Annotated in this window: 10 protein-coding genes; 6 read left to right on the plus strand and 4 right to left on the minus strand. The window is 55.8% G+C overall.

The genetic code is table 11. The features are described 5' to 3' along the window. Window positions 1–370: 370 nt before the first annotated feature. Window positions 371–1,096 carry an FkbM family methyltransferase gene (locus ABEA92_RS18870; protein WP_345685406.1) on the plus strand — a complete coding sequence of 242 codons (726 nt, stop codon included), beginning with the start codon at window positions 371–373 and terminating at the stop codon, window positions 1,094–1,096. 25 nt (window positions 1,097–1,121) lie between these two features. On the opposite strand, the gene ABEA92_RS18875 is transcribed toward ABEA92_RS18870, so the two are convergent. Next, window positions 1,122–2,795 carry a hypothetical protein gene (locus ABEA92_RS18875; protein WP_345685407.1) on the minus strand — a complete coding sequence of 558 codons (1,674 nt, stop codon included), beginning with the start codon at window positions 2,793–2,795 and terminating at the stop codon, window positions 1,122–1,124. A gap of 268 nt (window positions 2,796–3,063) precedes the next feature. Between ABEA92_RS18875 and ABEA92_RS18880 the strand changes: the two genes are divergently transcribed. After that, window positions 3,064–3,768, plus strand: a complete 705-nt coding sequence (locus ABEA92_RS18880; RefSeq protein WP_345685408.1) for a PTS sugar transporter subunit IIA — start codon at window positions 3,064–3,066, stop codon at window positions 3,766–3,768. Between the two features lie 30 nt (window positions 3,769–3,798). Beyond that, entirely contained in the window at window positions 3,799–4,638 is an 840-nt protein-coding gene (locus tag ABEA92_RS18885) for a hypothetical protein (protein WP_345685409.1), read from the plus strand. Window positions 4,639–4,695: 57 nt separating this feature from the next. Here the strand turns inward: ABEA92_RS18885 and ABEA92_RS18890 are convergent, their stop codons facing one another. After that, window positions 4,696–5,361 (minus strand): alpha/beta fold hydrolase, encoded by a 666-nt coding sequence (locus tag ABEA92_RS18890; protein WP_345685410.1) that lies wholly within the window; start codon window positions 5,359–5,361, stop codon window positions 4,696–4,698. Window positions 5,362–5,718: 357 nt separating this feature from the next. On the opposite strand from ABEA92_RS18890, the gene ABEA92_RS18895 reads away from it, so the two are divergent. Next, on the plus strand, window positions 5,719–6,009 hold the full coding sequence (locus ABEA92_RS18895) for a putative quinol monooxygenase (protein WP_345685411.1): 291 nt from the start codon (window positions 5,719–5,721) through the stop codon (window positions 6,007–6,009). Window positions 6,010–6,078: 69 nt separating this feature from the next. Here the strand turns inward: ABEA92_RS18895 and ABEA92_RS18900 are convergent, their stop codons facing one another. Together ABEA92_RS18900 and ABEA92_RS18905 are read right to left on the minus strand one after the other, a co-directional pair. After that, on the minus strand, window positions 6,079–9,255 hold the full coding sequence (locus ABEA92_RS18900) for an efflux RND transporter permease subunit (protein WP_345685412.1): 3,177 nt from the start codon (window positions 9,253–9,255) through the stop codon (window positions 6,079–6,081). Beyond that, complete coding sequence (locus tag ABEA92_RS18905) at window positions 9,252–10,466, minus strand: efflux RND transporter periplasmic adaptor subunit (protein WP_345685413.1); 1,215 nt, start codon at window positions 10,464–10,466, stop codon at window positions 9,252–9,254. Before ABEA92_RS18905 ends, ABEA92_RS18900 begins: the two co-directional genes overlap by 4 nt. Window positions 10,467–10,848: 382 nt before the next feature. On the opposite strand from ABEA92_RS18905, the gene ABEA92_RS18910 reads away from it, so the two are divergent. Next, on the plus strand, window positions 10,849–12,249 hold the full coding sequence (locus ABEA92_RS18910) for a sulfatase-like hydrolase/transferase (protein ID WP_345685414.1): 1,401 nt from the start codon (window positions 10,849–10,851) through the stop codon (window positions 12,247–12,249). Between the two features lie 84 nt (window positions 12,250–12,333). Further along, entirely contained in the window at window positions 12,334–14,499 is a 2,166-nt protein-coding gene (locus ABEA92_RS18915) for a sulfatase family protein (RefSeq protein ID WP_345685415.1), read from the plus strand. The last annotated feature ends 8 nt before the right edge of the window (window positions 14,500–14,507 follow it).

The raw sequence follows: 14,507 nt of genomic DNA on the forward strand, positions 1-14,507 counted from the left end.
ATCGACAGTTCCTTTGGTTTCGAATCGCATTTGCCCGTGAGTTGCTGCGAACCAGCATCGATAGGGGCCAACATAATTATTATCCAAACGAGCCAAGTGCTAGGCAAGCAAGGTAGCGATGTATCGCATCTGCCCCGCCCCGACGGGGTGATCAGGGATCGATGCGGGGCCGCCATCGAAGGACTGCGGGAAACCGACGGAAGGGACGAAAACGATGCGAGAGACGGCCGGACATGCAATATGAACGCGGGTGCACCACGTCTACGAAGCCGTCCGGGGATCGCCAAACGTCATCGGTTCGCTTAAAAAACAGCAACGCGGCCTCTTCGAATTCACTTTCCCTGCTCCCTTGATCCAACATCGTTTTTTAATGCAACGAATGAAATTCCGCGGCTACAAGTTGCTGTTCAATCACCGCGCGGCAGCCGAATCGATGGTTCGGCAGATTGACGATTTCCCATCGTTCTTCACTCCGAAAAACGAAAGACCGTTGATCATCGATTGCGGTGCCAATATCGGCGTCTCGGTGTTGGAATGGAAAACACGTTGGCCGGGAGCCGAGATTATCTGTTTTGAACCCGATCCATTCGCGTTTAAGGTGCTGCACGCGAATATCGAGGTCAACGATATCCCCGGGGTACGCTGCATCAATGCCGCCGTGTCCGATTGCGAGGATGCTGTGCCCTTTTATGGAGACGTCTCGGTCGCAGGTGATGCGCGTGGCAACTCGATCGACCCCGCATGGGGCCAGCGAGATGGAACCGCGAAAACAAATGTGCAATGCAAACGCCTGTCTCGCTATCTCGCCGATCGGGAGGTTGCCTTTCTAAAGCTTGACATCGAAGGTGCCGAGCAACGTGTGTTGACCGAGATCGAAGGATACCTGGATCGCGTCGGTGCTATCTATGTCGAGGTTCACGAGACCGACGACAGCACTCCCTACAACTCGGCTGCCGAGATCGAGCGAATGCTTCACGAATCCGGTTTTACGGTGGAAGCCGAATCTCGTTTTGACGAACACGCGTTGCCAATGCACTTGGATGCATGGAAGAACCGTGTCGGAGCTAGACAAGTGCAATTGCTCGGCTGGCGGTGACCGCGTGTTGTGATGGCAAGTGCAGTTAGTAACCGATGCCGGCGCGGAACATGATCGCGTCGTCTTGATCGAATTGGTTCGCTTTGTTTTCGTAAAGGATTTCACGATCGAAAACGTAGCCGACTTCGACGAACGCATTGCGTCGCCCGGCCTGGATAAATTCGTGCTGGCCCCATTCGAGTCCAAACATCACGCGATAATCATTGATATCGACTTGCTGTTCCGAGTTGTCCGAACGCGTGACCGTCCACGACCCACCACCATATTCGCCGCCTAGATACCACCACACGTCTTGGGTTCCGACGGTTCGCCAATAGTGTGCTAATTTGGGTTGCGGAAAGAAAATGTCGTATCGCGAGTACGGGTCGGGTTGCCACAAAATGCCACCAGCGGGAATGACGTTGTAGCGGATCCGATCAAGCACATAGACACCACCCTTGATCGTCGATGCGGGCGTCAAGCGAAAATTGACCAAGCCTTTTCCCATCACTCGCAGGCTGTCGCTGTTCATTGTGTCAAAGTCGGTAAAGACGCCGACACGCGTTCCAAGTTCGAGCCCCAAAATCTGGTTGGGGTCACTTTGCCAACCCAGATCAATGAATCCGCTGTAGGCGCTGCTGGGCAGATCCGCGTTCTGTGTCGGCGTGGTTTCGGGACCGTCCCACAGATGCAGCGAGAACGACGGCGCGATCATTAGCGGTTGGCTGGAGTACAAAAAGTTTTGGTAGGCAAACACCACCGAGACATCCGTATCGTTGACTCCCAAAGAATCGGGTTCGTCGGTCGTGCCCAGAAAGGTGTGCCGGATCCGCGGACCTTGCAGCAATCGATAAGCACTAAATTCGCTACTGCTGCCGAATACACTGCCATTTCCGCCGAAGATGCCACCGGGAAACAGCGTCGTCGGCCCGACCGACGGGTAGACCGTGCTGGGATAAGCCGGCCCCGACAACGGGACTCCGCTGTCAAAACCTCCGCTTGGCCCGTACGCTGGAGCTCCATACGTCGGTGCCCCGTAGGGCGACGGTCCGTACGGGGTAGAACCGTATGCGTTTGCACCATAGTTGGCGGGTGGCAAAATCGTCGTACTCGAGCCGCCACCGTATGCGGACGCTCCATATCCCGTCGTTGCCGTGGGCATGATCGGGCTGGAACCGGAATTCGAAAAGATTCGGCTAAACAAACTTTCGCCGCCCGGCCGTGAAGCAGGCAGCAGCGTCCCGGGAACTTGAACGGGACCAAGCGTGGTGCCCGGTGGAACGCTCGGAGCTGGATAACTGGGCAATCCGGCGGCCCCTGTGGCGTAGGGATCAAAATTGCCGCCAATCGAAGAGGATGCGGACGGAAATGGGGAAGCTGCCGGCGGGCTGGTCGAAAATCCGCCGCCTCCCATCGGTTGCAGATTGGTTTGCGGAATATCGACCGGCGACTGGCCACCGAAGGAAACTCCGGGCGAAATTGGGGTGTTGCTCGATTGAAACCCGTTCTGAGCCCAACCGGTACTGTTTAGAGAAAACACCGCGATCACGGCGATCCACGCGCACGTCCTCGACACGGTCACCAGCGACGTACGGGAAAATGGACCGCAAACGACTGGCAATCCGACGACACGACGCACGTTCCTCGCATCCTGGTTTTTCCGTTGGACGGATCGCAGGTACGACAGCTGATGGATGATCGTTGGGAGCCAGCGAATCATAGGATCCTGCTCTGAGAGTTCGTTGGAGTGGTTCCGCAGTCGGCGTGCGACCGATCCGCAAGGCAACTTTAGCCAATCCCGGAAATACCTAGAGAATTGTTTCGCTGTCAATGCTAAAGTCTCCATCGGCACGATTCGGAATCCCGAAGACACGGTCCCATGACTTTGGTACTCAGGTTGCTTAAAACAGGTCCGTAGGCTCAAACAATGCCCAGGCACGTGGTTTTCGTTATCCCTCACTTTCTCCAAAAACATTGAAACTTTCGCCATGATGGAAGATCTCGACGCCGCTCGCATCGCGGAATACCTTCACGTCACCCCGGACCAAGTCCAAAAAATGGCAGATCGCGGCCGGATCCCTGCACGCAAAGTGGGGGGGCAGTGGCGTTTTTCGAAAGCCGAAATTCACCATTGGCTCGAAGAGCGGATTGGGGCCAGCGACCCCGAAGAATTGGATCAAGTTCAAAAGGTTTTGGACCGTGTTTCGCCCACGGCAGTGGATCGGCCGATCCACGAACTCTGCACCGTCGACACGATCGAAGTACCGCTAAACGCGAGGACTCGAGGCAGCGTGATCCGGTCGATGTGCGGGCTGGCGGCGAAAAGCGGGATGATGTGGGACGCTCCGGCGATGGCCGAAGCGGTGCAGACGCGTGAGCAGATGCATCCGACCGCATTGGACTGTGGCGTGGCTCTGTTGCACCCGCGGCGTCCGCAAACCTCGATCCTCGCCGATTCCGTGATCGCCCTTGGTCTGTGTCCATCGGCAATCCCGTTTTCTGATCGAGGCCAATTGACGGATGTTTTCTTTCTAATTTGCTCTTACGACGATCGGAACCACCTTCGTATCCTAGCAAAGCTCAGTCGCATGATCGTCGACGATTCCTTTTTGGCTGAGTTACGTTCTAGCACAGGGCCCGGCGACGCGTGGCACGCAATCAAAGCGTGTGAGGAGCGTCTCGACGAGCTTTGATTGACAGCACACAAATGACGGATCGACCCCATGCGTGACAACTTCCTCTCTCCCGCATCATCGCTACCTTGCCGGACATTGATGTGGATCGGCCCTCGAAACAGCAACGAGTTTCAGGCGTGTTACCAGTTTGCGGAAACGAATTCACTGCAGATCGCGTTTCGCTATTCACTGCGTGACGCACTTGAGCGGCCCGCCTCGACCGTCGACCGTATTATTGTCACCCGTAATCACCGCGGCGAGTTTGATTGGAACCAAGTCAATATTCTGCTGGGTCGCTACCAGAACGCCCAAGGCATGGTGCTGTTGGGCGCAGCGTGCGAAGGCGTGCGTCACACCGAGCGGTTTGCGGTGGCGGCAGCAGCCAAATCCGAAGCGGCATCGCGGCTGTCGGTTTACAACGCAATGCAGTGGCGCCAGCAAGTGCCTCAATGGATGCTCGGGGCTGCGGCACATCCGGTTCGTCTTGCCGATCAAAAAGTCACCGTGGCGGTCATCGCCGCGACGCTGCGGATCGCCGAACCGTTGTTGGATATTGCTGCGGCATGTGGCGCCGCGGCCATCTGGATGCGACAAGACGACTCGCTACGAATCCGCAACCTTGATCGTGTGGTTTGGGACGACTCGGTCGCACCACCGGTCCACCGGCAAGCTTGGTTGTCACGAATGACCGCCATTGATCCCATGCGAACCAGCTCGCATGCTTGGATTGCTAACGCGCCACGTCATCACCAAATCGAGGAAGCCGAATCAGCCGGAGTCGAGCTTGTGTTGGCCAAACCCCACGGCGTTGATGGATTGAGCCAGTGGCTCGGCGGTGCACGCCAACACGCCGTCAGCCATCAATACCGCGAGAAGATTGCAGCGTAACTTGCCGGCTAGGCGAATCAGGCTATCTGGACCGACATGACGTCCTTCGCCAAGTCTCTATTCGCTGACTTCCTCTTCAACAAAACGAATGAACGCGATGACCTCGGCGGGGTGCGTCAACGAGATGACGTGTCCGCCGCCAGCAACAACTTGTGTTGGAGAAACGTTCTGGATTGGTAGTACGCGGTCTCGGTCACCGTGTATCTGGAACACAGGGCACTTGAGCGTGGGCGACGAGTCCCAATCCAAGATCCTCGCTAACGACCATTTGAACACCGCGGGACTGCAATGCTGGAACTGTCGGGCCAGCCCGCTGAGGTGGGGAACTCGTCTGGCGATGACTCGCGAATCAAGGGGCGAGGTAAGTTTTTGTAACAAGCCAACCGGCAGACGCGATACGCAAGGCTTCAAATAACGAGCCACTCGTGCATAACGCGGCAGCTCCGACGGGCCACGAACACTGCCGATCAAAATCACGGCCAAAGGATCGAGATACTTGGCGACGTGCAAGGCGACAATCCCGCCAAAGGATGCTCCGCCGATCACAGTGGTTTCCGTCGAACGTAAATCGTCTGCCAACCGCTTGCTGTAGCTGTCGAGCGTGTCGCCGGGTTCGGGCTCAGGCCAGACCGGGACGATCAACTGTTCAAACGCTAACGATTGCGGAGCAAACACGTCGTGATCCGCTGCAAGGCCGGAAAAAAGGATAAGTCGAATTGGCAAAAAATTCTTCCTTGCAATCGAGCCACGATGCCGCCGAACCAGTTCACGCCCATAGATCATATTCGACTCGCCGCGGCAGTTCGGCGGCAACAATCCGATTTGCCAAAATCGCTCGCTGCGAACTCACGAAACTGTTTCATTAACATTCGTCCAAACGCACGCGATCGGCGAGACGGTACTCGATGATTTGCACTGAAAGCGATACGATAGGGCTCGGCTCTCCGAGTCACAGCTGGCGTTTCGAGACGTCCACAAACTTTAGCCCCGGGGTGGGCGTTCGCCACTACCACTGCTCACCACCATTACTGATCAACTAACACCACCGTTTGACGAATCATCGCACCAAAGAATCAAGACATGGCTCATTTAACAATCGTCGCTGACATCAAAGCCAAAGCAGACAAAGTCGACTTGGTCAAATCCGAGCTTCTAAAGCTGATCGCTCCTACTCACGCCGAACCGGGCTGCGTTCAATACGACTTGCATCAAGACAACGAGAACCCGGCGCATTTTTTGTTCTACGAGAACTGGGAGTCGCGAGAACTTTGGCAGATGCATTCTAACAGCAACCATGTGAAAGAACTTGGCGCGGCGACCGAAGGTGCCATTGAAGCACTGAGCATTTACGAGATGACCAAGGTCGGTTAGTAGCGGGTGAGCGGCTCGTCGGCGGAGACGCTCCCGGTAAGGCCTGCGTTCTCTGAAATCGAGTGCAATTCAGTTCGCATTCAGCGATTCTGATCCGCTGGTTTGCCGTGACATGGGCGACCAGTACCAGCTTGCGATCGCTTTTGCACATCGGGCCACGTCGGACCCCGCCAGCACAGCGCACGGCACCATGTACAGCGTGATCGCCGTTGCGAACAACACTCCGAAGGCGAGTGAAACGGCCATGGGAATCAAAAATTGGGCCTGAATCGATTCGTCCAACATCAGCGGCAACAAGCCAACAAACGTCGTGATCGACGTCAGAAAGATCGGCCGAAATCGTTTTCCGCCTGCTTCCAGCGCCGCGTCCAACAGCGACACTCCTTCGCTGCGACGCCGGTTGATGAAATCAACCATCACCAACGTGTCGTTGACCGCGATGCCGGCCAACGCCAACATCCCGAAAATCGACAGGTAGGATGGAGTCAGGTCCAATACGATGTGCCCGGCAAGTGCTCCGATGATTGCAAATGGAACGGCTAACAACACATAGATTGGTTGAACGAGCGACTTCAGTGCGATCGCAAGCAGTCCATACAGTGTCAAAAAAAGAAGCGTTGAACCGATGATCGTTTGTTGTTTCGTTTTCTCGGCCTCGGCGACATAGCCGAGGAATTGGTACGACAATCCGTTTTTGATACACAACGCATCAAGTTTCGGCTTCAATTCCTTCGAGATTCCCACGACGTCCACGGTTTCATCCACCGGTTGTGCTCCCAAGCGAATGATCTCAGCACGATCGTTGCGTTCGACAAACGAAGGTGCTTTGGCCAGATTGATTGTCGCGACCGTTTCCAATGGCACCTCGGCGCCACGAGGCGTGCGGATCTTCATGCGGTCCAGTGTGTGCAATGACCGACGCGCCTCGATCGGCAACCGCACCATCACACGGATGTCATCGATCCCACGTTGCAGACGCTGTGCTTCCTCGCCAAAGAAAGCTTGGCGAATTTGGCTGGCCAACGCCGATTGCGTCAGCCCCAGTTCCGCCGCACGCGGCTTTAAACTGAGCTCCAACTCGTCCTGCCCCTCGGTGACGTTGGCAAATTGGCCTTTCAGCTCGCTGTAGCCCTCCAACATCGCTTTGATCTGCCGCGCGACCGCTCGTTTCTCAGGCGACGAGGGGCCTCGCAATTCGATGTTCAAATCTTCGTCATCATATTGGTCGTCGCGAACGAGAGCCGCCTCGGACCGCGTTTCAAACCGCCGAGCCTCGGGGATTTCACCCACCAGCTCGCTCCAACGCGTCGCCAATTCGTTGTTCTTGGGGCCTGGCACGGTTCGCTGTTCCGGCGGCAGAACTTCGAACGCCATGTAGCCGCGTGATTTGTCAAAATTCGACCCTGGTCGCCGCCCCCCGCTCATTCGGACGACGTTTTGCACCAGCGATTGCCCAGTCCCAGGGTCCACATACTCGGTCGCCAATTGATCAAGTGCATCAGAGATCCGATCGATATAGCGCTCGGTCACTTCCAGCGGCGTGTCGTCCGGAAGATCCAACATGGCACTGATTTTTGTGTTGTCCACACTTGGAAATGCAACGAACCCCATTCGCCCGCCGGCACAGTATCCCGCCATCAACAATCCGAGTGACACGAAGCCGGCAATCACGGCCCAGCGATTTCGCACCGCGGTTTGCAGTGAAGGTCGATAAAGCGTGCTGATCAAGCGTTCCAACCCCTTAGCGACTGCGGCTTGGAACCTTGCGAACCAGCCTCGTCCCGTTTTCCGACGCAAATGCTTGAGGTGAGCCGGAAGAATCAGCTTTGACTCGACCAGCGAGAACAACAGCACCGGCGCTACCACGGGTGGCACTTGCCGTGCGTAATCGCCCCACGTGCCGTCAAAGAACATCAGCGGCAGGAACGCAACCACCGTCGTCAACGCACCAAAGGTCACCGGCGTTGCGACTTCGCGAGTTCCTTCGACAGCCGCTTCAAGCGGATCGATCCCCTCCATAATTTTCGAATACACATTTTCGCCCGTCACGATCGCGTCGTCGACAACGATTCCCGTAACGATGATGAACCCGAACAAACTCATCACATTGGCGGTCAAATCAAACCACGGCATCAACATCGCCGCACCGGCAAACGAGACGGGGATACCGATCACAATCCAAAACGCCAACGCCGGTCGAATGAACAGACCTAAGATCAACAACACAAAGAAGCCGCCCTGCAGTAACGACCACGCCAACGTGCTCAACCGGTGTCGGATCTGCAGCGACTCGTCGTCCCAGATTTCCAACTCAATGCCCACGGGAAATCGCGTTGATGCGGTCCGCACGTATTCACGCACCGCGTTGGAGATTCCGATCGCACTCTCATCTCCGACTCGCATGACCGGAACAAAGACAGCGGGTTTGCCATTGAAGAACGTCTTTTGGTCCCCTTCGACGAATCCATCCGAAACGGTGGCGACTTCGCCGAGACGCACTTCCGCTCCCGAGGACGATCGAATCGGAATGTCATTGAATTCGTCTTCCGAATAGGCTTGTCCGCGTGTGCGAACAATAAACGTTCCGCTGTCGCTATCGATCGCACCGGCAGGAAGATCCAACGAAAACCCGCGAATTGCGTCTGCCAAATCTTGGAAAGTCAGATTGTAAGCCAGCAGCTTCTCGACATCGGCCTCGATGGAAACTTCGGATTCTTTGGCTCCACGAATGTCGACGCGACTGATCCCCGGCATTTCGACCAAGTCCTGCTGAACTCGCCGAGCGACACGACGCATGTCGTGATCCGACAAATTTCCCATCACTGCGATCTGCAGAATGTCGTAGCGGTTTGCTGATTCGGGTATATAGACGCGTGGAGGTTCCGTCTCGGCTGGAAACGTGGTAATCGTGTCGATCCGCGCCTTGACGTCGTCCATCAGGTTTCGCAAATCGGTGCCACGGCTGGCACGCAGAAAAAACTTTGCACGACCGCGATGGCCGTCGGCATTCAGCGCCTCGATGCCGTCGACGCCTTCCAGAGCCGCCTCGACAGGAATCAAGATCGCTCGCTCGACGTCTTTTGCGGTCGCGCCACGGTACTCCATGTCGATGATCACGGTGTCCCAGCTCAGCGCGGGCGTGACCTCAAGCGGTACATGGTTCACCGCAACGTAACTGCCCGCGACGATGATCGCGAGCATCAAGAAATTGGCGGCGATGCCGTTATTGGTAAACCAACGGATCACGGCGTCGCTTCCATCTCAGGCGGTGAACCTGCCAGCGAAACCGGTCCATCGTCCTCGGGGATAATCTCGACCGGGCTTCCTTCGGGTGCATAGACCAACATCGTGGTGGCGAGCAGTTCGCCGTTGCGAATCGTTTGCCCCGGAACAATGACATGTTCGGCATCGGACCAAAGTGGATCGATGGTCAATGACCGCAGTGTCAATTTCTGTTGATCAATCAAATAAACCTTATCCAATCGCCGGACGGCGCCGCGAGGAATCGCGATCACGTCTTTTAGCGTCTCGCCGAAAATGGTCGCCACGACCGGCTGTCCAATTCGCAACACGGGATGCTCACTGTTTAACGAAAATGGATCCTCGATTTTCGCGATTGCAAACAGTTCCAATGAATCGGCATCTAACGTGCCTTCGGTACGAACGATCTTTGCACGCCATACGCTGTCCGAGGAGGTGTCAATTGCATTTCGCAATTCGACATCGACCGGAGCGTCGCCTTCCATTTCAGGCAATTTTAAATGGCGTAGTTCGCGACCTGCGATCGGCAATCGCACCTCGGCGTAATCCACCGCGAACACCTCGCCCAGCACCGTGCCAGGGCTAACCAATTCCCCCACTCCGATCTCTTTCGACACGACGCGACCATCAAAAGGTGCATAGATTTTCGTTCGCTGCAGGTCGCGTTCAGCTTGCTCGATTGCCGACGCGGTCACCTCCACTTGCGATTCGGCCTGAACCAGCGACGCAAAAATGGCATCGGCTTCGGACGTCGATGCACTGTCTTGACGCAAGAGTTGCTGCATCCGATCGTTCGCCGCTTGGGCTAACTTTAGCGTCGCTTTGGCGAGTTTGTGTTGTTCGCGAGCAATGTCCAGCGCGGTTTGATAGTCGCGGTCGTCCATCTCGAGCAGCAGGTCGCCAGCACTGAAAAACGCCCCGGCCTCAAATATCGAATGTGTCGATTGAATTGTCCCGGTGACTTCGGCGCTAAGCGCGACGTGATTGTGTGGTCCGACAACGCCATGGGTCTCGATTTTCACCGCAAAGTCACGTGTATCGAGCGAACAGACGTGGCTGCGAAGCACCTGTTTTTCGGCAGGCTCGCTGGGCTCTTGGTCCGTGTTGACGGACAAAACTGCAAAGCCATATCCGCCGGCGATCAGGATGCCGACGGGAATGCAAACACGGATCAAGGCGTGGATCAAGAACTTCATGTTGATACGTCGCCGAGAGGTGGCGGGGCAGGGAAAGTCAGGCGGGAGTGGCAGTATGACCGATGGACTCGGGCAAGTCAAAACCTTCAGCATCGATGAGGTGTTTTTTTGCCAAGACCATCGTCCTTTTTTGCCCCCTGCACTTCACAATTCAGATTGCAACGCCCCTATCAACCGGTCATGACGTCTTACCCCGCCTTGGTTTTCCCACCTTTCTTGTGCAAATCGATGGTTCTCGCGGTACGATCATCGATACGGCGTGGCCATCGTTGACAAATGGCTAAGCAACAACATTAGCCAATAAGCGCAGCCGATCCACGATTCCCACAACGGATGACAGCGGTAGCTATCCACGAAGCCCCCACCCCACCCACCAGGAAAAATGATGATAAGAAGCATTGCCGCGGCAATGGTCGCGATAATTAGTCTGTACGGAAACTTGATGGCCGATGACCGCCCTAACATCATCGTGATCGTGGCCGATGATCTTGGTTTCAGCGACGTTGGGTTCAACGGGTGCCAAGAGATTCCGACGCCGCACTTGGATGAATTGGCGAAAAGCGGGATCGTATTCGAATCCGGCTACGCCTCGCATCCGTACTGTAGCCCCAGTCGTGCGGGCTTATTGACAGGACGATACCAACAGCGATTTGGGCACGAATGTAATCCCAATTCAGGTAAAGACGGCAGCAGCGATGGTTTACCGCTGAGCGAAACGTTGCTTTCGAACGTGTTACAAGAAAACGGTTATCAAACGAGCTGTATCGGAAAATGGCACCTCGGTGACGAGCCAAAATTCTGGCCCACCGAACGTGGCTTCGACGAGTGGTTCGGTTTCTCAGGCGGCAGCATGAGTTACTGGGGTGACACCGGCAACAGGTCTCCCGAACACGGAGTCCTGCGAAATGGCGCGGTCGTAGCAAAATCGGAACTGAGCTATTTAACGGACGATTTTTCCAGTGAAGCCGTTTCGTTTGTTGAGCGAAATCAATCCAACCCGTTTCTTATGTACTTGGCCTACAACGCTCCGCACGCACCCGATCAAGTGACCCGCGAACACCTGAAGAAAACGGAACACATCGAATATGGCGGACGAGCGGTCTACGGCGCGATGGTGGCGGCGATGGACGAAGGAATCGGCCGGGTGACCGCCAAGCTGACGGAATTCGGGCTTCGCGATAACACGTTGATCTTTTTCTATAGCGACAACGGTGGGCGAACCGATCACGCGGTCAATTTTCCATACCGTGGGCATAAAGGGATGTTGTTCGAAGGCGGAATCCGCGTTCCGTTTTGTGTCTCATGGCCTGCCAAAATTCAGGGCGACCAACGCTATGACCATCCCATCACGGCGCTCGACATTTTCCCAACCGCGTTGGCTGCCGCAGAGGTCGAGACGTCTGAGTCCGTGCAGCTCGATGGCGTCAACCTGCTACCCTACCTGCAACACAACGACCAAGCGAAGCCTCATCAAACTCTGTTCTGGCGGTATGCGGTGGGCGATGGTCGCTACGGCTATGCGGTGCGGGATGGTGACCATAAATTGGTCTATAGTGTTTACAAGAGTAAACATCTGTTATTTGATATCGGCCGAGACCCTTGGGAACGCGAAGACATCTCGGCGACCAATCCCGGCTTGGTAAAAGCATTGACTACAAAATACGAGCAATGGCAACAGGAACTGATGCCTCCGCGATGGCTCGACCCTCACGGCCCGAATGTCAAGAAGGAAGAGCAAAAGAGACAAGCTGCCGTGGATGCCGCGTCGCGAGGCGAACGGTAGTTCAAGCTGCCAGCACTTAAACTTGTCCAAATAATCGCAGCCCACAACGCATCCCTTCTCCCCTACGTTCCAATGAGAGCCTTTATGAAAATCTGTGGCAACTCATTCATGATGTCGTTGACCGCGTCCATCGCATGGTTGGTTTTTGCCAGTATCAGCAGTGCATCCGATCGGCCTAACATCATCTTGATGATGGCGGATGACATGGGACTCGGTGACACCAGTGCTTACCAGGACTTCACTGGCAATTCGGATGCCGACCAGATTGCGACTCCAAACATGCAGCGACTCGCCAACATGGGAGTGCGATTTACGGACGCCCACGCACCCTCGTCACGCTGTTCGCCCACACGCTATGGATTGCTAACGGGACGATACCCGTGGCGGAACCGCTTGAAACATTTCGTTTTGTTTGGCGTTCAAGGGGATCCAATGATCGAAGCGGATCGACCGACGCTTGGCACGCTGATGAAATCGCACGGCTACCGAACCGGTTTGTTCGGCAAGTGGCATGTCGGGCTGCGTTATCGGCAAAGCGACGGACGGCCAGCCGCAGGTTGGGATGATGCCGACCTCACCCAACCGATGGCGGACACTCCGCTGGATCATGGTTTCGATGTCTGTCACTTCACCTCGCGATCGCATGGCACCAGCGGTACAGCATTGGGAACGAAGCAGCGTCCTAATGATGAACATCAATCACACGGTCCGGGACACATCGATGGACGTACGGTCGTCAGCGGTACCGGACGTGGTAAACAGCTCCATACCGATGGTCCACACGCTTACGTGTTGGACGAACTCGGCGGCCGTCATTCGGACCACGCGATCCGGTTTATGAGCGAGCATGTTCGTGATGGGGAGGCCGCCTCGCCACCCTTCTTTGTTTACTACCCTTCGAATTCAAACCATTCGCCTTACACACCCGATGATCAAATCGGTGGCGTTGCTGTTGCGGGTGCGTCGCGAAGCGTCAGTGGAAAACCGATGAATGTAAGAAGCGACTTTATCCACGAAAACGACGTGGCGCTCGGGCGAATGATCGATTTCCTCGAGCAGAACGAAGACCCAAGACGGCCGGGACATCCGCTGATGGATAACACCATCGTCATCTTCACGAGTGACAACGGTGCCGAAAGCAAATCGAAAACCGCAACAGGGCCCTTCCGAAGCAACAAAGGATCCTGTTACGAAGGCGGTCACCGTGTGCCGCTATTGGTCGCTTGGAAAAACGGCGGTGTGGGGGATGGGGATCCGCAAACAACCGGGCAAACCAACACGTCACTGGTCGGACTGCACGACATGTTCGCCACGTTTGCTGAAATTTTGGGAAGCGACCTCCCTGATTTACGCCACGGACAAAAGGGGGCTGAGGATAGTCGGAGCGTCTTGGCAGCGTGGCAAGGGAAAACACTCGAACCACGTCCGATGTTCTATCACGATCACAAACAGGCAAAGCCGGATCCAGCGGCCAGTGCGATGCGGCTCGACAACCCAATCGTGGCAGGGCAAGAGAAGCGTGGACAGTGGAAGATCTTCTTTGATCCAGCTCTGCTGCGTGCCGGACAAACCACCCCGTTTGAGCTCTACGACTTGGCTGCCGATCCCATGGAAACGCACAACCTGATCCAAGAACCGACCCTGCAGCCACTCATCGCGCATCTTTGCGATGCCGCACGGCTGCATCGAAATTGTGGCGGACATCGTTACAGCGACGTTCCCCTTTCAAAAACCTTCGCCATTGACTTTCAATTTGACGAGGCAATCCGAGATCAAATCAAAGATACTCAATCAGCCGCTTTCAATCTAAACGTGGGCGAGATTGCTGCCGAGTTTGTTGGCCAATACAACGACTCAGCGGCAGCCAAACGGGGATTCGATGTGTCCGATGACGGGATCGGAATGGTCGGGGGCGCATCCGCCGCCGTCGACAGTGGTGAAACGATGACAATCCGTTTTGATCGTGACGTCTTGATCGAATCGGTGTCCTTGTACGCGGGCGGCCAGCCCTGCGGTGGATTTTACAAAATCGGTGACAACGCCCCGCTTAACATTTACTGCGTTGATGCTGACATCGATTCGCAAGACCAATCAGGCGTGCTCAGTGATATCGGCGTCGTTCGCAAAGGGCAGACACTGACGCTGTCGAGCGAGCCTTTCCTCGGCGTCGAAACGCCGGGCAGTTGGCGACTTCGCCGTATCCAATTGCGTGAGCTTGCCCCCCGCAGCATCCGGTATAATACCGAGTAGTGCAGGCT

This window comes from Novipirellula caenicola (assembly GCF_039545035.1).
GTDB classification, from domain to species: domain Bacteria; phylum Planctomycetota; class Planctomycetia; order Pirellulales; family Pirellulaceae; genus Novipirellula; species Novipirellula caenicola.